The 20,548-nt window shown below is 69.7% G+C and carries 23 protein-coding genes; 14 read left to right on the top strand and 9 right to left on the bottom strand.

The genetic code is table 11. The annotated features are described in order from the left end of the window. The first annotated feature begins 275 nt into the window (after positions 1-275). Positions 276-1,160, top strand: coding sequence for a competence protein CoiA family protein (locus NLX86_RS29595; RefSeq protein ID WP_254374880.1), 885 nt, complete (start codon positions 276-278; stop codon positions 1,158-1,160). Between the two features lie 11 nt (positions 1,161-1,171). Here the strand turns inward: NLX86_RS29595 and NLX86_RS29590 are convergent, their stop codons facing one another. From NLX86_RS29590 to NLX86_RS29575, 4 genes are all read right to left on the bottom strand, one after another. After that, complete coding sequence (locus NLX86_RS29590; RefSeq protein ID WP_254374879.1) at positions 1,172-1,933, bottom strand: hypothetical protein; 762 nt, start codon at positions 1,931-1,933, stop codon at positions 1,172-1,174. A 176-nt stretch (positions 1,934-2,109) separates the two neighbouring features. Then, positions 2,110-2,688, bottom strand: coding sequence for a DUF6245 family protein (locus NLX86_RS29585; RefSeq protein WP_254374878.1), 579 nt, complete (start codon positions 2,686-2,688; stop codon positions 2,110-2,112). Between the two features lie 246 nt (positions 2,689-2,934). Next, on the bottom strand, positions 2,935-3,444 hold the full coding sequence (locus tag NLX86_RS29580; RefSeq protein ID WP_254374877.1) for a GNAT family N-acetyltransferase: 510 nt from the start codon (positions 3,442-3,444) through the stop codon (positions 2,935-2,937). Between the two features lie 9 nt (positions 3,445-3,453). Continuing rightward, complete coding sequence (locus NLX86_RS29575; protein ID WP_254374876.1) at positions 3,454-4,338, bottom strand: helix-turn-helix domain-containing protein; 885 nt, start codon at positions 4,336-4,338, stop codon at positions 3,454-3,456. 64 nt (positions 4,339-4,402) lie between these two features. On the opposite strand from NLX86_RS29575, the gene NLX86_RS29570 reads away from it, so the two are divergent. Next, positions 4,403-4,975, top strand: a complete 573-nt coding sequence (locus tag NLX86_RS29570; protein WP_254374875.1) for a TIGR03086 family metal-binding protein — start codon at positions 4,403-4,405, stop codon at positions 4,973-4,975. Positions 4,976-5,338: 363 nt separating this feature from the next. Here the strand turns inward: NLX86_RS29570 and NLX86_RS29565 are convergent, their stop codons facing one another. Together NLX86_RS29565 and NLX86_RS29560 are read right to left on the bottom strand one after the other, a co-directional pair. Continuing rightward, positions 5,339-6,148 carry an SDR family oxidoreductase gene (locus tag NLX86_RS29565; RefSeq protein WP_254374874.1) on the bottom strand — a complete coding sequence of 270 codons (810 nt, stop codon included), beginning with the start codon at positions 6,146-6,148 and terminating at the stop codon, positions 5,339-5,341. A gap of 62 nt (positions 6,149-6,210) precedes the next feature. Further along, positions 6,211-6,783: a hypothetical protein gene (locus tag NLX86_RS29560; RefSeq protein WP_254374927.1), complete on the bottom strand. Its 573-nt coding sequence runs from the start codon at positions 6,781-6,783 to the stop codon at positions 6,211-6,213. 136 nt (positions 6,784-6,919) lie between these two features. On the opposite strand from NLX86_RS29560, the gene hemL reads away from it, so the two are divergent. The 8 genes from hemL (at position 6,920) to NLX86_RS29520 (ending at position 15,134) form a co-directional block, all read left to right on the top strand. Beyond that, positions 6,920-8,233, top strand: a complete 1,314-nt coding sequence (gene hemL / locus NLX86_RS29555; protein WP_254374873.1) for a glutamate-1-semialdehyde 2,1-aminomutase — start codon at positions 6,920-6,922, stop codon at positions 8,231-8,233. Then, complete coding sequence (locus NLX86_RS29550) at positions 8,230-8,913, top strand: histidine phosphatase family protein (protein WP_254374872.1); 684 nt, start codon at positions 8,230-8,232, stop codon at positions 8,911-8,913. Before hemL ends, NLX86_RS29550 begins: the two co-directional genes overlap by 4 nt. 134 nt (positions 8,914-9,047) lie before the next feature. Further along, positions 9,048-10,292: a hypothetical protein gene (locus NLX86_RS29545; RefSeq protein ID WP_254374871.1), complete on the top strand. Its 1,245-nt coding sequence runs from the start codon at positions 9,048-9,050 to the stop codon at positions 10,290-10,292. 55 nt (positions 10,293-10,347) lie between these two features. Further along, a complete protein-coding gene (locus tag NLX86_RS29540; RefSeq protein ID WP_254374870.1) occupies positions 10,348-10,977 on the top strand; it encodes a TlpA disulfide reductase family protein in 630 nt (209 codons plus the stop codon). After that, the gene (locus NLX86_RS29535; RefSeq protein ID WP_254374869.1) at positions 10,977-11,714 is read left to right on the top strand and encodes a cytochrome c biogenesis CcdA family protein; all 738 of its coding nucleotides are present in this window, start codon (positions 10,977-10,979) and stop codon (positions 11,712-11,714) included. Before NLX86_RS29540 ends, NLX86_RS29535 begins: the two co-directional genes overlap by 1 nt. Positions 11,715-11,718: 4 nt before the next feature. Further along, positions 11,719-13,437 carry a cytochrome c biogenesis protein ResB gene (locus NLX86_RS29530; protein WP_254374868.1) on the top strand — a complete coding sequence of 573 codons (1,719 nt, stop codon included), beginning with the start codon at positions 11,719-11,721 and terminating at the stop codon, positions 13,435-13,437. Next, positions 13,434-14,525, top strand: coding sequence for a c-type cytochrome biogenesis protein CcsB (gene ccsB / locus NLX86_RS29525; protein WP_254374867.1), 1,092 nt, complete (start codon positions 13,434-13,436; stop codon positions 14,523-14,525). Before NLX86_RS29530 ends, ccsB begins: the two co-directional genes overlap by 4 nt. 84 nt (positions 14,526-14,609) lie before the next feature. Continuing rightward, positions 14,610-15,134: an SRPBCC domain-containing protein gene (locus tag NLX86_RS29520; protein WP_254374866.1), complete on the top strand. Its 525-nt coding sequence runs from the start codon at positions 14,610-14,612 to the stop codon at positions 15,132-15,134. Between the two features lie 3 nt (positions 15,135-15,137). Here the strand turns inward: NLX86_RS29520 and NLX86_RS29515 are convergent, their stop codons facing one another. Beyond that, a complete protein-coding gene (locus NLX86_RS29515; protein ID WP_254374865.1) occupies positions 15,138-15,590 on the bottom strand; it encodes a nucleoside deaminase in 453 nt (150 codons plus the stop codon). A gap of 13 nt (positions 15,591-15,603) precedes the next feature. Then, on the bottom strand, positions 15,604-16,020 hold the full coding sequence (locus tag NLX86_RS29510; protein ID WP_254374864.1) for a PLD nuclease N-terminal domain-containing protein: 417 nt from the start codon (positions 16,018-16,020) through the stop codon (positions 15,604-15,606). Positions 16,021-16,108: 88 nt separating this feature from the next. Between NLX86_RS29510 and NLX86_RS29505 the strand changes: the two genes are divergently transcribed. After that, positions 16,109-17,566 carry a menaquinone biosynthesis decarboxylase gene (locus tag NLX86_RS29505; RefSeq protein ID WP_254374863.1) on the top strand — a complete coding sequence of 486 codons (1,458 nt, stop codon included), beginning with the start codon at positions 16,109-16,111 and terminating at the stop codon, positions 17,564-17,566. Continuing rightward, complete coding sequence (gene mqnP / locus NLX86_RS29500; RefSeq protein WP_254374862.1) at positions 17,563-18,465, top strand: menaquinone biosynthesis prenyltransferase MqnP; 903 nt, start codon at positions 17,563-17,565, stop codon at positions 18,463-18,465. Before NLX86_RS29505 ends, mqnP begins: the two co-directional genes overlap by 4 nt. 11 nt (positions 18,466-18,476) lie before the next feature. Here the strand turns inward: mqnP and NLX86_RS29495 are convergent, their stop codons facing one another. Beyond that, positions 18,477-19,022, bottom strand: a complete 546-nt coding sequence (locus tag NLX86_RS29495) for a rhomboid family intramembrane serine protease (protein WP_254374926.1) — start codon at positions 19,020-19,022, stop codon at positions 18,477-18,479. Positions 19,023-19,215: 193 nt separating this feature from the next. Between NLX86_RS29495 and NLX86_RS29490 the strand changes: the two genes are divergently transcribed. After that, on the top strand, positions 19,216-19,917 hold the full coding sequence (locus tag NLX86_RS29490) for a UbiX family flavin prenyltransferase (protein ID WP_254374861.1): 702 nt from the start codon (positions 19,216-19,218) through the stop codon (positions 19,915-19,917). Positions 19,918-20,019: 102 nt separating this feature from the next. Beyond that, positions 20,020-20,475: an Lrp/AsnC family transcriptional regulator gene (locus tag NLX86_RS29485; RefSeq protein ID WP_254374860.1), complete on the top strand. Its 456-nt coding sequence runs from the start codon at positions 20,020-20,022 to the stop codon at positions 20,473-20,475. Positions 20,476-20,548 lie beyond the last annotated feature (73 nt).

Genomic DNA, 20,548 nt, shown 5'->3' with positions numbered 1-20,548 from the left:
TAAATCCGGCATTTACTGCGGCAGTTGCGGCCGAGCCGCCACGGTCGAGCATCCGCCCGAATTCGGTTCTGCTGTGCGGACTTGAGGGGAGGGGACTGTCAGTGCCCGTTGCGATGCTCTGCGTACACGATTCGGGTGAGTTGAGAGGAGTGTCCGGTGCTGGACGACCTGCTGGTGGTCGGGTTCGACCTGGAGACGCAGACCGAAGTCCACATTGGCGACCGCCCCCTGGAACAGTGGCGGGCGCTCGGCTACGGGCGGCGGGAGACGGTGGTGTGCTTCTACTGCTGGCGCGGCGTCGACGCGCCGGTGGCCACGAAGTGCCGCTGCTGGCCCGCGGCCGGATCGGCGGCCTTGTCCGGCCGCACTTCGCGCACCCGGCCGGAACCGCCCCGCCCGGCGGGCACAACCGCGAGACGGTCTGGCACATCAACGCCAAGCACCGGCTCGCCCGCTGGGCGGCCACCCTGTCCAACGTCACCCGGGTGCGACTGGAGCAGTGGACCGAGCACCGCGACCGGCGCGCGGACGTCCACGTCGTCCTCGACGACGGCGCCCGCCTGGCGCTGGAAGCCCAGCGCGAGCTGATCACCGACGAACTGTGGCAGGCCCGGCACCGCGACTACGCCGCCGCCGGCGTGCGGGACGTGTGGTTCATGCGCCCGGACACCCGCATCCCGCACGTCCTGTTCGCCGAAGGCACCCCGGCCTGGACGCTCTACCACCGCGACGAAACAGCCGAGGCCCGACTCGGGGAGCCCCACGAGCGCTGCCCGCAGTGGTGGACGAAGGACCTGCGCCTGTTCGGGCCGCACCACCCGCCGTGCGCCGGCGACCCGGTTGTCCGTGAACGCTTCCCGCTCGCCGACCTCGGCCTGGACGCCGACGGCGTGACGTTCCCGCCCGCGATGACCGAGCGCCTGGCCGAACAGGCCGCCCGCGTACGGCGGGACGCCAACCAAGCCCAGCGTGATCACGAACAGGCCGTGCGGTGGCGGCGCGAAGCCGCCACCCGCCAGGCCCGGCGCCCCTGGGTGCCCACTCCGCTGCCGCCCGTGCGGCCGGTGCCCCGGCCAGCGAGCGGGGAGCCGGTCTGCGAGATCTGCCACCGTCCGCTCGCCGAGCCCCTGGTGCGCTACGGGCGGCACATCCTGTGCTGAGCAGGGCCCGGTCAGCTCTGCTCGCGCTCCTCGTTCACCAGCTCGTCGCACAGCTCCGTCAGCGCCCACGCCTGCTTCTGGAGCGCCTCGACGACCCTGGCCAGCTTCTTCTCCCGCTTCGCGCCGGCCGCCGTCCCGTCCCGGTCGGCGACGATGCCGCCGACGAAGTGCGAGAGGTGGTTGAGCACTGGGGCGGTCAGGCGGAGCTGGCTGATCGCATCGAGGTCCGGCTCAGCCACCGGGCCGTTCTTCGTCGGGTAGCCGTTGGGCCGCCGCTCGGTGACGCGGGTCTGGGTCAGCCGCAGAGAGGCCGCCACCAGCCGCGCCAGGTGGACGCTCTGCGGTCCCACCACCGGGGCCTCGGCATCGGCCGGGCCGGGCGGAGCATCCCCGGGAAAGCCCACGACACTCGCTCCGAGCAGCTTCAGGATCTCCTCGGTGCACCGCTTCGGCCGGGCGATGCCCTTCTCGTCCAGAGGCGTCAGGACATCGAACGAGTCGCGCTCGAACGCGCTCATCGTGTACGGGGTGAAGTGCCGCACCACCGTCACCGAAGGGCCAAATTCCCGCACGCAGGCCCGCACCAGGCTTTCGGCCACGTTGATCAGTCCGGCGCCCAACTCCAGGTCGGTGGCGACGACCAGATGCCCACCCTCCTTGGTCGGCCACACCCGCAGCCGCACGTGCGTGCGGTGGCCGTTGATGTCCGGGAAGTGCCAGGCATGGTCATCGCGGATCGGTGACAGCCGCGTCGGGGTGGGCAGTTCGGGCACCAGCGGTCCTCTCGTCGTACAGCAGACAGACGACGATCACGCTAGCCAGCGCCACGGACGCCCATACCCGAACGCGGGATTTCGGCCGTATCTCAGCTGGCCCCCTACGAAAGCCGTCCCGGTGGCACGGGGGAGGCCACCGGGACGGCTCCGCTCAGCGTAGAGCCTCAACGGTCCTACAGGCCCACCGACTTGAGCATGTTCAGCAGCACGTCGGTGTTGTCCATCGCGTTCTGTAGCGCCTCGCGGGCCGCCTCCAGCTGTCCGGCTTGCGCGGCCAGGGTCTCCACATCGCCGGTGGCAACGGCATCCTGGCTGGCGGCGATCACGCCGAGCAGCAGGTGCAGCCCGGTCGCAGCGTGCGCGGCGGCCAGCGGGATCGGCCCGACCTCCCGGTTCTGCGCCATCAGCCTCAGCGGGGTGCCGGCCCGCAGGACCTGCCAGCGGATGAACTCCAGCCGCCGCCCCGGGTCGTCCAGCCCGGCCCCGGCGGCCTTGAGCTGTTCCTCCCACGCCGCGTGGTGGGCCTCTTCGTCCAGCTTCACCCCGTCGGCCATCGCCGCCTCGGCCTGGACCACGCCGAGCAACGCGTTGACCATCCGCACCCGGTACGCGTCCGCCCCGCCGAGCCGGGCCGCCTCCTCCGCGTGCTCCTCCGGGGTGTTCTCCCCGCCGTACAGCCCCAGCGCGGCCATCGCCGCGGCGACCTGCTCGACCGTGGCCGGAGCCTCGCCCCGCCTCATCTGCTCGCTCATCCCGGCAGGCTATCGACGCCGCGAACCCCACGTCCGCCGAAGCGGGAAGAGGCTGCCTTCACGGCTTCAAGATCATCCCATGGCCCCTTTTGGGCTTACCTCGGCGCTACCCCGTCATGGGGTTCCTCAAGGCAGTGAGATTGCGTTGCACAGAAACTGCGTCACGCAGATAAATATCCGCGAAGAGGCCCCGCGCGTCAAGCGGCGGGCGGCGGTCGGGCCTCGCTCACTGGCGCAGGCCGTCGTTCAGTGCGGAGTCAGGGCCATGCGCCAGTCGTTGGACTCCATGAAGTGCCCCTTGGGGTACTCGAAGGTGCACGCGCCGACGAGTTCGAAGCCGGCCTTCCGGCAGACCGCGTTCGACGCGGCGTGGCCTACGGACGGGAACGCGTGGAGGTACCGGTGCATGCCGGCCGCTCCGGCGTGCTCCGCGACGGCCCTGGCCGCCGCGACGGCGATGCCCCGGCCCTGGAACTCGGGCAGCACGCCCCACCCGGTTTCGTACACCGTCTCGCCCTGCCAGACCCGCTCCCAGTACCCGATGGCCCCGACCGCTTCCCCGGTCTCGGCCAGCACGATCCGGAACATCCGGCCCGTACCGGTCGTTTCGATGTTCAGATAGCGCTGATGCCGCGCGGTCAGCTGCTCCTCGGACTCGGGCCCGCCCAGATGCTCGGTCATCTCGGGTGCGTTGTTCCGCCGGAGCAGGCCGAAATCGCCGTCCGACCAGGTCTCCAGCCGTACGTCCGTCTCCATGACCACAATCTACGGCGAGGGTCCGACAACGGGCTGGGGCTGCGGCTGCGGTTGCGCGTACGCCGTCGGCGGCACGCCCACCCGCGCGGTGAAGTCCCGGACCAGGTGGGCCTGGTCGCTGTAGCCGAGTTCGGTGGCGAGCCCGGCCCAGTCCACGGCGGCGTCCGTCCCGGCGCGTTCCAGGGCCTCGTGGATGCGGTAGCGCAGGATGACCCACTTGGGGCTGACGCCCACGTACGCGGCGAACAGCCGCTGCAGCGAGCGCGTGGACAGCCCCGCCGCGTCGGCGAGTTCGGCGACGCGGCGGATCGAACGGTCCCTGCGGATACGGTCCGCGAGGGCCATGGCGCGGTCGGCCTGTGGGTCGGGTACCGGGTGGAGGGCGAGCAGGAAGTCGTCGAGGGCGGCGACGCGGGCGTCGTCCGGCTCCGGCCCGAGCACCAGGGGAGGGGCGGCGGAGCAGCTGGGGAACACGTCGGGGAGCGGGATCCGCCGTCCGGTCAGCTCCGACACCGGCCGGCCCGGCCGGCCCGGACGGCCGTGAGTGCCTGTAGGGCCCGGTCGGCCCGGCAGGAAGGGGCGGAAGCCGCCCGGCCGGAACTGGATTCCGCACACCCGGCCGCGGCCCTCCAGCTTCTGGGTGAAGAGCTCCAGGCCGATCCCGGCGACCTCCCCGAAGTCCCCGGTCTGCCCGTACCGCTGGAAGACGATGTTGACGGACGGGTGCGGGACGACGTGCGACGCGTACGGCTCCGCCAGATCCCAGTCGATCAGCCAGTAGTGCTCCAGATACGGCCGCAACGGCTCGGCCGGCTCGCGGCGGCGGAATCGTACGCGCGCGAAGAGTTCTGGGGCGTCGACGATGCCCCGGGTGTCGCGTCGTGGACCTGCCATGGCGGCGATCCTATGTCGCGTTTCTTCAAGCCGCCGGGGGCTGGGCGCTCATACCGTCGAGGACATGACCGACAAGATCAGTGACCTGCTCGAAGCAGCCGCCGCGCACGCTGAGCCCGTGGTACGTGGCGTGGACGACCAGGAGCTCGGCAAGCGCACGCCGTGCGCCGAGTACGACGTACGCGATCTGCTCAACCACCTGTTCCACGTGGTCGTCAATTTCCAGGCACTCGCGGCCAAGAAGGACTCGGACTTCTCGCACACGCCCGACTACCTGCGAGGAGACTGGCGCGGCCGGTTCGCCGAGGAGACGGGGCTGCTCATCGCGGCCTGGGCGGCGCCCGGCGCCGAGGAAGGCAGCACGGGTGCCATGAACCTCCCGGCTCGGACGGTCGGCTCGATGGTGCTGCTCGACCTGACCGTGCACGTCTGGGATCTGGCCCGGGCGACCGGGCAGGACTTCACGCCGGACGAGGCGGGTGTCCGTGCGCTCGCCGCGCTGGTGGCGCAGATGGGTCCGACGGCCCGGCAGATGAAGGTGTTCGCGGAGCCGTGTCCGGTGCCGGGCGGGGTGACGCCGTTCGAGGAGCTGCTGGCGTCGACCGGCCGGAACCCGCGCTGGACGCCAAGCCCCTGACCGTGGCCGGATTCCGTTGCGGGGCCTGCCCCGCGACCGCGTCCGGCGTGAGGTAAAGGCCGCCGATCACGGCGTACGACTCGGCGACGACGGCCTCCGCGGCGGCCAGCAGCTCACACTCGGCCACCCTCGCGGCGTGCTGGGCGTACGGGGGCGGGGGCGGAGGTGGGGGCGCCGGATGCAGGCGTCGCCACAGGCACTCACAGCCGGCGTAGATCCCGCTCGCGCACACCATGAACGGAATGCACAGAGCCAGCAGAATGTCGCCCACGTCGGGTCTCCCTCGATGTCAGTGCCGACGCTCTGTGCATCGGCACGCGGGGAGTGGGCGCAAGAGGGCTTCACCGGCCAAAAATGGCCTGATCACACCGTTGGTGTCCGCCGGCGGGCGTCCTGGCCGCCGTCCACGACCAGAGTCTGGCCGGTGACGTGCGTGAGATCCAGGGCCAGCGCGGCGAAGGCGCGGGCCACATCGTCCGGAGTGGCCGGTTTCCCGAGGGGGATGGACCGCCGAAGCTCCGCGACGATGGCCGGGTCCTGCTCCCGCCCCAGCGTGCCGTCGTAGGCGAGGACGCTTCCCGGAGCCACGGCGTTGACCCGGATGCCGGCGGGTGCGGTCGCGACCGCGAGCGTACGGGCCAGGGCGAGCAGGCCGGCCTTCGCGGCCGAGTAGGCGGGGCGGCCCCAGGCGCCGAGGGCGTTGACGGAGGAGCAGAAGGTGACCGAGCGGTCGCCGGGGACGTGCCGCATGACGCCGTGGGCGGCGTGGCAGACGTGATAAGGCATCAGCAGGTTGGCGCCGACACTGTCGCGGAAGACGGCCGGGTCCGGCAGATCGAACCCGCTCGGCCCGCCGTCGCGCGGGTCGGCCCCGCCGGCGATGGCCATGACGTGCCGGACCTGGAAAAGGTCGGCGAGGTCCCCGAACAGCGCTTCGGTGGCCGCGGCGTCCATCAGGTCCACGACATGGTGGTGTACGCGCATCCGCAGGCCGTCGGGGACGTGGGGGTCCGGCTTGCGGTCCACGGAGACGAGCCGCCATCGCTCCGGCAGCCGGTCCGCGAGGACCTCCAGGGTGGCTCCGCCGATCTGGCCGCCGGCGCCGGTCACCACGACACACGGAGGCAGGTCGCTGTCACCGCCGTCCGCGCCGGGCCGCTGCTGTTGCCGCACGGTTGGTCACCCTAGACCGGCGGGCACAATGCGGCGACAGGGAACGACTGGGAAGGTGAGCCTCAGGGCCAGACCAGGCAGTACGGCTGGTGCCCCGCCTCGTGCAGGCGGTGGGAGAAGTCCTGCCATTCGCGAAGCAGCTGGTACACATTGAACGCGTCGCGCGGGCCGCCCCGGTCCGGGACCGTCGACCAGATGAACGCCGCCGCGCCTACCGATTCCTCGCCGATGCCGCGCAGCGGGTCGACCACCGTCATCGGAAGCTTGACCACCGCGTAGTCGGGGTGGAGTACGACGAGCTCGAGCGGGGGCACCTTGTGCAGGGGTATGCCCTCGATGCCGGTGAGGACCATCGCGGCCATCGTCTCCGGCTTGATCTTGGTGAACATGCCGCCCATGCCGAGCTCGTCACCGCCGAGCTCCTCCGGGCGCATCGAAATTGGCACGCGGGCTGCCGTGGCCCCGTCGGGAGCACCGAAATACTTGTAGGTCACCCCCACCCGGCCACCACTCCTGCTCCCCGTTCCCACGGCCTCCGCGTCGCGCCCACGCCCACGCCGGTGCCGTCCGCTCCGCTGGGCACGCTCGGGACCCAGGTCGTCGGTCCCCTCGCCCACTCCGCCACCGCGATGCATAACTTTCACCCGAATGCTTTGTAGATGGCACAGCACCCGCCGCGCAACCCGATCACCGTGTCAGTGACCTCCCCCACGGCCGGGCGGTGAAACACCTGTCCGCAAGACCGTCCGAGCCTCTGACACCATGGCTTGTGTGAGCTATCCGTACGAAGCCCCAGTTTCGCAGACGCTTTTCGACCGCGCGTCCCTCGTGACCCCCGGCGGCGTGAACTCTCCCGTGCGCGCCTTCCGTGCCGTGGGTGGTACGCCCCGGTTCATGGTGTCCGGTACCGGTCCGTACCTCACCGATGCCGATGGCCGAGAGTATGTCGACCTCGTCTGCTCGTGGGGGCCGATGATCCTCGGCCACTCCCACCCCGCCGTCATCGAGGCCGTCCAGGCCGCCGTCGCCCGTGGCACCTCCTTCGGTACGCCAGGTGAGGGTGAGGTCGCCCTGGCGGAGGAGATCGTCGCCCGGATCGGTCCCGTCGAGCAGGTACGTCTGGTGTCGTCCGGCACCGAGGCGACCATGTCGGCGATCCGGCTGGCCCGCGGTTTCACCGGCCGCGCCAAGGTCGTCAAGTTCGCCGGCTGCTACCACGGCCATGTGGACGCCCTGCTGGCCGCGGCCGGTTCCGGCGTCGCGACCTTCGGGCTGCCGGACACCCCCGGTGTCACCGGTGCCCAGGCCGGCGACACGATCGTCCTGCCGTACAACGATCTCGACGCGGTGCGCCAGGCATTCGCCGCGCAGCCCGGTGAGATCGCCTGCGTGATCACCGAGGCCTCGCCCGGCAACATGGGCGTCGTACCGCCGCGCGACGGCTTCAACCAGGGCCTGAAGGACCTGTGCGCGCAGAACGGCGCGCTGTACATCTCCGACGAGGTGATGACCGGTTTCCGTACGTCGAAGGCCGGCTGGTACGGCATCGACGGCGTCGAGCCGGACCTGATGACCTTCGGCAAGGTCATGGGAGGCGGCTTCCCGGCCGCGGCCTTCGGCGGCCGCGCCGATGTCATGGCCCACCTCGCCCCGGCCGGACCCGTCTACCAGGCGGGCACGCTCTCCGGGAACCCGGTCGCCACGGCCGCGGGTCTCGCGCAGCTGCGGCTGCTCGACGACGCGGCGTACGACAAGGTCGACGCGGTGTCGCGGGAGATCCGGTCCCTGGTGACGGACGCGCTCAGCAAGGAGGGCGTGGCCCACCGGCTGCAGACGGCGAGCAACATGTTCTCGGTGTTCTTCACGGACGCCGAGGTGCGCGACTACGACGACGCGAAGAAGCAGGAGTCCTTCCGCTTCACCGGTTTCTTCCACGCGATGCTCGCGCAGGGCGTCTATCTGCCGCCGTCCGCGTTCGAGTCCTGGTTCGTCTCGACGGCCCACGACGAACGGGCGGTCGAGCGCATCGCCGCCGCCCTGCCCGCAGCCGCCCGCGCGGCCGCCGAGGCGGAGGCGACGGCATGAGCGGGAGTGCCGAGATCACCGTCGTCCACCTGATCCGGCACGGCGAGGTGGAGAACCCGGACGGCGTGCTCTACGGGCGCCGGTCCGGCTACCACCTCTCCGACCTCGGCCGGCAGATGGCCGACCGGGTCGCCGAGCACCTGGAGAGCCGCGACATCACGCATGTCGTGTCCTCGCCGCTGGAGCGCGCGCAGGAGACGGCCGACCCGATCGCCAAGGTCCACGGCCTCGATGTGGCCACCGACGAGCGGCTGATCGAGGCGGGCAACGTCTTCGAGGGCAAGACCTTCGGCGTCGGCGACGGCGCGCTGCGCAAGCCCGGGAACTGGAAGCACCTGACCAATCCGTTCCGGCCTTCCTGGGGTGAGCCGTACGTCGACCAGGTCGTACGGATGATGGGCGCCCTGGACACGGCGCGCGAGGCGGCCCGCGGCCACGAGGCGGTGTGCGTCAGCCATCAGCTGCCCATCTGGATCGTGCGGAGCTTCGTCGAGCGACGGCGGCTGTGGCACGACCCGCGCAGGCGGCAGTGCACGCTGGCTTCGCTGACGTCCTTCACGTACCGGGGGGACAAAATCGTGTCCGTCGGATACAGCGAGCCGGCCCGGGATCTTGTCCCGGTGCATCTGCTGGCGGGTGCCAAGCCGGTCAAGGGAAAGTCGAAGGCGTTCGGCGCCTAGATCATTATCGCTTTACCAAAAGATGTGGAAGTAGCGCGGAACCCGACTGCCCGTCACGGGCCTCTCAGTCATTGTCCGTTTAGGGACGGGACTTGAGTGGGCGAGTGGGCGAGTTGAGGGCGGGGGACGGTCAAATGCGCGACTTCAGTCGAAGGGGTCTGCTCGGACTCGGACTTGGGGCGGCAGCGGCGGTGGGAATGGCCGGCTGCGGCTCCGGGGGAACGTTCGGGCAGGGCTCTTCGGACCCCGGAAAGGGCGAGGGGAAAGGGAAGGGCGGCGGCCCCGGCAAGGACGATGTGAAGCTGATCGGTGACGGCTCCACCGCCGACACCGGACCGCAGCCGAACCAGCCGGAAAAGCCTGTCCCGCTCGAACCCGGCCAGACCCCGCCGCAGTTCGTGATCTTCTCCTGGGACGGGGCGGGCGAGGTGGGCAACGGCCTGTTCCCGCGCTTCCTCAAACTCGCCAAGGACCATGGCGCCGCGTACACGTTCTTCCTCTCCGGGCTGTATGTGCTGCCCGAGTCGAAGAAAAGCCTGTACAAGCCGCCGAACAATCCGGTGGGCGCCTCGGACATCGGCTATCTCACCGATGACCACGTGAAGGAGACGATCAAGAACGTCCGTCAGGCATGGCTCGACGGGCACGAGATCGGCACCCACTTCAACGGCCACTTCTGCGGCGGTTCCGGCTCGGTCGGCAATTGGTCGCCCGCCGACTGGCGACACGAAGTCGACCAGGCTGTGTCCTTCGTCACCAACTGGCGTACGAACACGGGCTTCACCGACCTCGAACCGTTTCCCTTCGACTACACGAAGGAACTCGTCGGCGCCCGGACCCCCTGCCTGCTCGGCCAGGACACACTGCTCCCGACCGCCAAGAAGCTCGGCTGGCGCTACGACGCCAGTTCGTCCGGCGGTCTGCAGGTATGGCCGGACAAGAAGCAGGGCATATGGGATCTCCCCCTGCAGGCCGTGCCGTTCCCCGGTCATTCCTTCGAGGTGCTCTCGATGGACTACAACATGCTCGCCAACCAGTCGAAGAATTCGACGAACGGCGTGCCCTCGAACTATCCGTACTGGAAGAGGCAGGCGACCGGGGCCTATCTGGGCGGCTTCCGGCGCGCGTACGAGTCCAACCGCGCACCCTTGTTCATCGGCAACCACTTCGAGCAGTGGAACGGCGGTATCTATATGGATGCCGTGGAAGAGGCACTGAAGGGCATGGCGGACAAAAAGGACGTACGGCTCGTCTCCTTCCGGCAGTTCACCGACTGGATCGACGTGCAGGACCCGAAGATCCTCGCCAAGCTCCGCACGCTGGCGCCGGGCCAGCAGCCCGCCGGCGGCTGGAACACCTTCCTCACTGCCACCGCCTGAACGTTTCGCCGGGGGGTGCGCAAGATCCCCAAAACGCTCATGCGAAACTTTTCACATGAGCCGTAACCGCGCCCCCCGCCGCCGCTCGTACCGCCGCCGCGCCGCTCTGCTGACCGCCGTGGTCGGGGCCGGTGCGCTGACGCTCTCGGCGTGCAGCGAGTCCGGGGCGTCGGGCGGCAAGTCCGGCAGTTCGGGCAATACCAACTTCGTCACCGGCTCCGACGGCATCTCCACGGTCAAGAAGGCCGACCGGAAGGCGGCCCCCAAGCTCGACGGCGAAACCCTCGACGGCGGACGGCTGGACGTCACCGCCCTCAAGGGCAAGGTCGTCGTCCTGAACGTCTGGGGTTCGTGGTGCCCGCCCTGCCGGGCCGAGGCGCCGCACTTCGCCAAGGTCGCCAAGGAGACCAAGAGCAAGGGCGTCGAATTCGTCGGCATCAACACCCGCGACGAAACCAAGCAGCCGGCGATCGCCTTCGAGGAGAAGTTCGGGGTCGAATACCCCAGCCTGTACGACCCGATCGGCAAGCTCATGCTGCGCTTCCCCAAGGGGACCCTGAATCCGCAGGCCATTCCGTCGACGATCGTCCTCGACAAGGACGGAAAGATCGCGGCGCGCACGCTGGCCGCCATCGACGACAAGAAGCTGCACAAGATCATCGACCCGCTGATCGCGGAGAAGTGATGAACGAGACCGTCCTCAGCGGCGCCCTGCTGCTCGCCCTGCCCATCGCAGTGCTCGGCGGACTCGTCTCCTTCTTCTCGCCCTGTGTCCTCCCCCTGGTCCCCGGCTACCTCTCCTACGTCACCGGAGTCAGCGGCGCGGACCTCGCCGAGGCCAGACGCGGCCGGATGGTCGCGGGTGCGGGGCTCTTCGTCCTGGGCTTCACCGCCGTGTTCGTATCCGGCGGCGCGCTGTTCGGCTTCTTCGGCTCCACCCTCCAGGAGCACCGGGAGATCATCTCCAAGGTGCTCGGCGGGCTGGTGATCCTCATGGGCCTCTTCTTCATGGGCATGATGCCCTGGCTCACGCAGCGCGAATTCCGCTTCCACAAGCGGCCGGTCGCGGGCCTCGCGGGCGCGCCGGTGCTCGGCGTGATGTTCGGCATCGGCTGGACGCCGTGCATCGGCCCGACACTCTCCGCGGTGCAGACCCTCGCCATCGACCAGGCCAGCGCCGGCCGCGGGGCCATACTGACCGTCGCGTACTGCCTCGGCCTCGGCCTGCCCTTCGTGGTGGCCGCGGTGGCGTTCCGCAAGGCGCTCGGCGCGTTCGGCTGGGTCAAGAAGCACTACGCGTGGGTGATGCGTATCGGCGGCGTCATGATGATCGCCACCGGCCTGCTGCTCGTCACCGGCGTGTGGGACAGCATGGTGAGCGACATGCAGGCGTGGTCCGACGGCTTCACGGTGGGGATCTGAGTCCATGAGCAAGGCAGAAACGACGGACGAGCAGGACCTCGGCGCCGCCGGATCCCAGCTCTCCACCGCCCCCCGGGAAGAGACCGGCCAGGTGCCGACGATGGGCGTCATCGGCTGGACCCGCTGGTTCTGGCGGCAATTGACGTCGATGCGCGTCGCGCTGATCCTGCTGTTCCTGCTCTCGCTCGGGTCGATCCCCGGCTCGCTCGTCCCGCAGACCGGCGTGGACGAGCTCAAGGTCGCCGACTGGAAGGCCACGCACGAGTTCTGGACGCCGCTCTTCGAAAAGCTCCAGCTCTTCGACGTCTACAGCTCGGTGTGGTTCTCGGCGATCTACATCCTGCTGTTCATCTCCCTCATCGGCTGCATCGTGCCCCGCACCTGGCAGTTCGTCGGCCAGCTCCGCGGCCGGCCGCCGGGCGCGCCGAAACGGCTGACCCGGCTGCCCGCGTACACCACCTGGCGCACCGGCGGCGAGCCCGAGCAGGTGCTCGCGGCCGCGCGGGACCTGCTGACCAAGCGCCGCTTCCGGGCCCACACGGTCGGCGACGCGGTCGCCGCGGAAAAGGGCTACCTGCGCGAAGCGGGCAATCTGCTCTTCCATATCGCGCTGATCGTGATGCTGGTGGCCTTCGCCGCGGGACAGCTCTTCAAGTCCGAGGGCGGCAAGCTGGTCCTCAAGGGCAGCGGCTTCGCCAACACGCTCACCCAGTACGACGACTTCAGGTCCGGCAGCCTCTTCAACACCGACGACCTCCCGCCGTTCAGCTTCACCCTGGACCGCTTCGACGCGTCGTACGAGCGGAGCGGCCCCCAGAAGGGCACGCCCCGCACCTTCAAGGCGTACGTCACCTATGCCGAGGGCGCCGACGGGAAGCCGCGGAAGGCCGCGATCGAGGTCAACAAGCCGCTGGTGGTCGACGGTACGAAGGTCTACCTCCTCGGGCACGGCTACGCACCCGTCGTCTCCGTCACCGACGCGCGCGGCAAGAAGGTCTTCAACAGCGCCGTCCCGCTGCTGCCCATCGACTCCAACATCACCTCGACCGGCGCGGTCAAGGTGAGCGACGGATACCGCGACAAGAACGGCAAGGAAGAGCAGCTCGGCTTCAACGCGTTCTTCGTGCCGACCTTCGCGGGCGAGGGCAAGGGGCAGATGTTCTCGCAGTTCCCGGCCCTGGACTTCCCGGTGCTCGCGCTGAGCGCCTACCACGGCAGCCTCGGCGTCGACGCGGGCCTGCCGCAGAACGTCTACCAACTCGAAACCAGCAAGATGAAGGAGTTCAAGGACCCCGAGGGGCAGCTGTTCAAGCAGCGGCTGCTGCCCGGTGAGTCCATGACGCTGCCGAACGGCGCCGGCAAGGTGAAGTTCGAGGGTGTGGAGCGCTGGGCCACCTTCCAGATCTCCCAGCAGCCCGGCAGCGGTCTCGCCCTCGCCGGTGCGATCGCGGCCATCGCCGGACTCGTCGGCTCGCTGTTCATCCAGCGGCGCCGGGTGTGGGTGCGGGCCGTGCGGAACGCGGACGGTGTCACCGTCGTCGAGATGGCGGGCCTCGGCCGCAGCGAGTCCGCCAAGCTCCCGGAGGAGCTGGCCGATCTGGCCGTTGCACTGCTTGCGGAGGCGCCCGCCGCGCCTGCCACCGATCCCGCGGATCTCGCAGATTCCACAGATCCCGCGGATTCCACAGACTCCGACAATCCTGTCGAAGGAGCGCGCGCGTGACTCTCGCTGCCGCGGCCAACGAGAACCTGGCCAACATCAGCAACGTTCTCATCTATTCGTCGATGGCGGTCTACACGCTCGCCTTCCTCGCGCACATCGCCGAGTGGGTCTTCGGCAGCCGCAGCAAGGTCGGCCGTACCGCCGCCGCGCTGACCGGCAAGTCCGGCCAGTCCGCCGCGGCGCCCGCCGTCACGGTCAAGGCCGCCGCCCAGGGCGGGGGGACCGCCGTCCTGGACAAGCCGAAGGTCGTCACCCGGTCCGCCGCTGGGACGCGCGACGTCCCGGACGGCCCCGGCGCGGCGGGCGGGGATGCGCAGGGCGACCTTTATGGACGTATCGCCGTCTCGCTGACCGCACTCGCGTTCCTCGTCGAGGCGGGCGGCGTGGTTGCCCGCGCCCTGTCGGTGGAGCGGGCGCCGTGGGGCAACATGTACGAGTTCTCCATCACCTTCTCCACGGTGGCGGTCGGCGCGTACCTCGGCTTCCTGGCCGCGCGGAAGAACGTCCGCTGGCTGGGGCTGGCGCTGGTCACCACCGTCCTGCTGGACCTCGGCGTCGCCACCAAGTGGCTCTACACCGAAAGCGACCAGCTGGTCCCGGCCCTCGACTCGTACTGGCTGTGGATCCACGTCTCCACCGCGATCTTCTGCGGGGCCGTCTTCTACCTGGGCGCGGTGGGCACCGTGCTGTACCTCTTCCGGGACGCGTACGAGGGCAAGCTCGCCCGCGGCGGCAAGCCCGGTTCCTTCGCCACGTCGGTACTGGAGCGGATGCCGTCGGCTGCATCGCTCGACAAGTTCGCGTACCGGGTCAACGCCGCGGTCTTCCCGCTGTGGACCTTCACGATCATCGCGGGCGCGATCTGGGCGGGCGACGCCTGGGGCCGGTACTGGGGCTGGGACCCCAAGGAGGTCTGGTCCTTCGTCACCTGGGTCGCGTACGCCTGTTACCTGCACGCCCGCGCGACGGCGGGCTGGAAGGGCCGCAAGGCGGCGTACCTGGCGCTGTTCGCCTTCGCCTGCTGGATCTGGAACTACTACGGCGTGAACATCCTGCTCAGCGGCAAGCACTCCTACGGCGGCGTCTGACGCCGGGCCCCGCATCACACAAGGTCCTGGCGTTAAGTATCCACGCAGGGTGCGGATCCCATCCGTCCGCGTCAGGCTGGTGGCATGGCCGAAACCGTCGCGTACGGCACCAGCGAGACGCGGGACGGTGATCTCCACGTCCTGCGGTACGAGCTCCATCTGCCGCATACCGCGCAGCGGATCTGGGCGGCCGTGACCACGCCGGAGGGCCTGCGGGAGTGGCTCGCCGCCGCCGACGAGCTGGAGCACCACATCGGCGGCGCGGTCACCCTGCGGTGGCTGAACACCGACACGGAGGGCCGGTCCACGGTGGCCACCGGTACGGTCACCGCCTGGGACCCCGAGCACGTCGCCGAGTACACCGTGAGCGTCCACGGGCGGATCCGGTTCCACCTGGAGGCGGTCGGGACGGACTCGACGGTGGTGCGCTTCACCAACGAGAGGCGGGGCACGGACGCCGAACGGCTGGACTGCCTCGCCGGATGGCACAGCCACCTCGAGTACCTCACGGACGCGCTCGACGGGCGGCCGCACGACGCGTCGGCCTGGTCCGACTGGACGGCGGACCGCTGGCGGCGGCTACGGGCGGAGTACGCGGACCGGGCGTGAGCGTCAGCCTTCGCCGATGTCCTCGTTCCAGAGGGCCGGGCGATCCCGGATGAACTCCCGCATCATGGCCGCGCACTCCGGATCGTCCAGCAGCACGACCTCCACCCCGTGCGCCGCCAGCCAGTCGTGCCCGCCCCGGAACGTCTCGGCCTCGCCGATCACCACCCGCGAGATCCCGAACTGCCGCACGAGCCCGCTGCAGTACCAGCAGGGCGAGAGGGTGGTGACCATCGTCGTACCGCGGTACGAGCGCTGTCGCCCCGCCGCCCGGAAGGCGGCCGTCTCCGCGTGCAGCGACGGGTCGCCGTCCTGGACGCGCCGGTTGTGGCCGCGGCCCAGCAGGGTGCCGTCGGCTGCGTACAGCGCCGCGCCGATCGGGACGCCCCCCTCGGCGAGACCGGCCCGCGCCTCGGCGACCGCGGTCTTGAGCCAGTCCTGTGCCTGTGCGCGGTCCATGGGCGTCAGTCCATCAGGAGGCGGGCGGATTGTCGTCCTTGCCGCCGTTGTCGTCGCGCTTCTTGAGCTCTTCCTCGCGGCGGCGCAGGTCCGCCTCCCAGTCGTTCAGGAGCGACTCGTCCTTCACGCTTTCAGAAGATGCAGCCTCGTCCTTGAGCTGCTTCAGGAAGTCGGGATTGTCGTCGGGGGCTACCCACTCGGTGCGGTGATTGCGGTGCCACTCCGAAGGCGTACGGCCCCCGGCGGGCGCGTGGCGCAGCTTCCCCGCCGCGAACCAGACGATCGGGCCGACGATGGAGAAGAGCAGGATGATGATGACCCAGACGACCTTGGGAAGGTGCCTGACCTCGTCCTCGGGGGTGTTCAGGCAGTCGATGAAGGCGTAGATCGTCAAGGCCAGGATCAGGATGAATGGCAGATATCTGATCATGGTGGCGCAGGTCCCCCCAGGGAGCGGTGACGGGCCTGTCCGGCCCCGGTGACGGGGCCAGGGTAGCGGGTGGCCGATACTGGACGGCATGGCTTACGACGATCTTCGCTCGCTGCTCCGGGCGCTGGAGCGCGAGGGTGACCTCAAGCGCATCAAGGCCGAAGTCGACCCATACCTGGAGGTCGGGGAGATCGTCGACCGGGTGAACAAGGCGGGTGGCCCGGCGCTCCTCTTCGAGAACGTCAAGGGCTCGGCGATGCCCCTGGCGATGAACGTCTTCGGGACCGACCGCCGGCTGCTCAAGGCGCTCGGTCTGAAGTCGTACGAGGAGATCAGCGACAAGATCGGCGGGCTGCTCAAGCCGGAGCTGCCGCAGGGCTTCATCGGGGTGCGCGAGGCCTTCGGGAAGCTCGGCGCGATGACGCACGTACCGCCGAAGAAGGTGAAGTCTGACCACGCTCCGGTCCAGGAGGTCGTCCTCACCGGCGACGACGTGGACCTCGACCTGCTGCCGGCGCTGTTCACCTGGCCGCAGGACGGCGGCTCGTTCTTCAACCTCGGTCTCACCCACACCAAGCACCCGGAGACCGGGGTCCGCAATCTGGGGCTGTACCGGCTCCAGCGCCACGACCGGCGCACCATCGGCATGCACTGGCAGATCCACAAGGACAGCCGCAACCACTACCAGGTGGCCGCCAAGCGCGGCGAGCGGCTGCCGGTCGCGATCGCCTTCGGCTGTCCGCCCGCCGTGACGTACGCGTCCACCGCGCCGCTGCCGGGGGACATCGACGAGTACCTCTTCGCCGGCTTCGTCCAGGGCAAGCGGATCGAGATGGTCGACTGCAAGACCGTGCCGCTCCAGGTGCCCGCGCAGGCCGAGGTCGTCATCGAGGGGTGGCTGGAGCCCGGGAAGATGCTGCCGGAGGGGCCATTCGGCGACCACACCGGCTTCTACACCCCGCAGGAGCCGTTCCCCGCGCTGACCATCGACTGCGTCACCATGCGCAAGCGCCCGCTGCTGCAGTCGATCGTGGTGGGCCGCCCGCCGACGGAGGACGGGCCGCTGGGCCGCGCCACCGAGCGCTTCTTCCTCCCCCTGCTCAAGATCATCGTGCCGGACATCGTGGACTACCACCTGCCTGAGTCGGGCGGCTTCCACAACTGCGCGATCGTCTCGATCGACAAGAAGTACCCGAAGCACGCGCAGAAGGTCATGCACGCGATCTGGGGCGCGCACATGATGTCGCTGACCAAGCTGATCGTGGTCGTGGACTCCGACTGCGATGTGCACGACCTGCACGAGGTCTCGTGGCGGGCGCTCGGCAACACCGACTACGCCCGCGACCTCACGGTTGTCGAGGGCCCGGTCGACCACCTCGACCACGCGTCCTACCAGCAGTTCTGGGGCGGCAAGGCGGGCATCGACGCGACGAAGAAGCTGCCCGAGGAGGGCTACACCCGGGACGGCGGCTGGCCCGACATGGTCGAGTCCGACCCGGACACGGCGGCGAAGGTCGACCGCCGCTGGAAGGAGTACGGGCTGTGACCTCAGCCGCCGCTGCCGTTCCGCAGCCCGGACGCACCAGGGCCTTCCTGCGGCTGGTGATGATCGAGCACTCGGTCTTCGCCCTGCCCTTCGCCTACATCGCCTCGCTCACCGCGATGTTCCAGCTTGACCGGAACATCGACTGGGTCACGCTGCTCCTCGTCACGGTCGCCATGGTGGGCCTGCGGACCTTCGCGATGGCCTGCAACCGGATCATCGACCGCGAGATCGACGCCCGTAATCCCCGTACCGCCGGTCGCGAGCTGGTGACCGGCGCGGTCTCGGTACGGTCCGCCTGGACCGGCGCGGGTGTCGCCGTGGTCGTCTTCCTCGGCGCGGCCACGCTGCTGAACCCCCTCTGCCTGGCCCTCGCTCCCGTCGCCGTGATCCCGATGGTCGTCTATCCGTACGGGAAGCGATTCACCAACTACCCGCACGCGATCCTCGGTCTCGCCCAGGCCATCGGCCCCGTCGGCGCCTGGATCGCCGTTACGGGCGAGTGGTCCTGGGGCGCGGTGATCCTCGGGCTGGCCGTGGGCATCTGGATCGGCGGATTCGACCTGATCTTCGCCTGCCAGGACGTCCAGGCGGACCGCGCCGAGGGCGTGATGTCCGTACCGGCCCGCTTCGGTGTGCCCGGTGCGCTGTACGGGGCACGGGCCTGCCACCTCCTGACCACGGTGCTGCTCGTCTGGTACGCCCTGGCGACCGGGGCCGGCACGTTCTTCTGGTTCGGCCTGGCTGTCGTCGTGGCGGCCTTCCTCTACGAGCACACCACCGTCAAGCCGCACGACCTGTCACGCCTGAACCGGGCGTTCTTCACGGTCAACGGCTTCATCGGGATCGTCCTCTTCGTCTGCGCCCTCCTCGACCTGGTCGTACGGGGACTGAGCCCTTAGGTCCTGTCCGGTCAGCCCCCGGCCGAGGTGCCGATGGGTATCCGGCGCCGGAACAGGAACGCCGCCACCACGCCGCCGATCAGCCCGAACAGGTGCCCCTGCCAGCTCACCTCGGTGTCGCCGGGCAGCACACCCCACAGCATCGATGAGCCGTACACCGCGGCGACCACCACGCCGATGACGATGTCCGCCGCCCGGCGGTCCACGAAACCGCGCACCAGCAGATAGCCGAAGAGACCGAAGACGACGCCCGAGGCGCCGGCCGAGATGCTGTTGGCCGGGGCTGTCAGCCACTCGCCCAGCCCGCTGGCCAGGACGATCACGGCCACCACGGCCGCGCAGCGGCGTATGCCCGACAGTGCGGCGAGGAAGCCGAGGATCAGCAGTGGGACGGTGTTCGACGCCACGTGGTCGTACCCGAAGTGCAGGAACGCGGAGGGCACGACGTCCCGCAGCTCGCCGATCTCGCGCGGCGATACGCCGTACTGGTCGAGGGCGTGCCCGCTCGCCGTGTCGATCACTTCCAGCGCCCACAGCAGCGCCAGCCAGCCGGCCATGAGCACAGCGGCCGTCCTGATCCGGCCGGTCCGTGCCGCCGCCACGGTCGCCGGCGGCGTCGGCCCCGAAGACCGCGGCGCCACCGGTTCGTATGGTCCGTACGCCATTGCGATGCCCCTTCCCCTTGCCGGGCACAACGCACGGGACGGGCGGCCAGGTTCCAGCCCGGCGCGGCCGGATAGGCTCGGACGCGTGAAGCCCGGAACGTACGGAGATGAACACACCCAGCAGCGGCGCCCGTGGGTCGTCGGTGTCTCCGGCGCGTCCGGGACTCCGTACGCCGCCGCCGTGCTGCGCGGGCTGCTCGCGGCGGGCGAGAGTGTTGACCTGATTGTCAGCCGGGCCTCGCGGCTGACGCTCCTGGACGAGACGGGCATCGCGTTCCGGGACGCGCACTGGCGCGAGGACCTGGCGGCGTGGCTGGCGCGCGGTGCGGACGGCAAGCCGTACCCCGCCGGCCCGTCCGCGTCCCGCCGCATGGACGATGTACGGTACTGGGCGGCCGGGGACCTGGCGGCGGGGCCGTCCTCCGGTTCGTACCCGGTCAAGGGCATGCTGATCGTCCCGGCGAGTACGGCGTGCGTGGCCGGAGTGGCGCTGGGCCTGTCGAAGGATTTGCTGCAGCGGGTGGCGAGCGTGACGCTCAAGGAGCGGCGCCGACTGGTGGTCGCGGTGCGGGAGACCCCGCTGAACGGACAGACGCTGAAGCATCTGGTGGCGCTGGACGAGGCGGGCGCGGTGGTGCTGCCCGCCTCTCCGGCGTTCTACGCGGGGGCGACGCACATCCAGGATCTGGTGGACTTCGTCGCGGGGCGGGTGCTGGATGCGGCCGGTGTGCCGCATCAGCTGTACCGCCGTTGGGATGGAGAGCTCGGTGGCTCCCGGGCGGACTAGCAGCACCGATCATTGATAGAATTCGCAGGGATTAAGCCCTGCATGCCTTAGATTCTGTATACAAACTTGCTGGATTGCTGAACAATGGAAGGCTCCAGGCATATGGACGCGGTGGACAGGCAGCTCATCCAGGCCCTCCGGGAAAACGGCAGGGCCTCGTACGCCGAGCTGGGACGGCTCGTAGGGCTCTCCGGGCCCAGCGTCACCGACCGGATCAACCGCCTCGAGACGGCGGGCGTCATCACCGGCTACCGCGCGACCGTCAACGCGGCCTCGCTCGGCCTCGGCGTCACCGCGCTGATCGGCATCTCCCTCTCCGACGCCGCCGACCACGAGGACGTGGCGCGCCGGCTGAAGGATCTCGCCGAGATCGAGGACTGCTGGTTCATCGCGGGCGACGACTCGTTCATGCTCAAGGTGCGGGCGAACGACGTGGACGGCCTGGAGAAGACGATCCGCCGGCTGTCCGGCACCAAGGGCGTCTCGCGGACCCGTACGACCATCGTGCTCTCCACGAAGTGGGAGAACCGGGTCGGCGATCTGCCGGACGAGGGCTAGTGTCCTGCGCCAGTAGTTGATCGTTAGTTGTTGTGTGACTTCTGCTGCTGGTGCGTCTATTCCTCGTCGGGGT

It is taken from the genome of Streptomyces sp. A3M-1-3, from assembly GCF_024213665.1.
In the GTDB taxonomy this organism is placed as follows: Bacteria; Actinomycetota; Actinomycetes; order Streptomycetales; family Streptomycetaceae; genus Streptomyces.
This window is presented reverse-complemented; position numbering and strand designations above follow the sequence as displayed.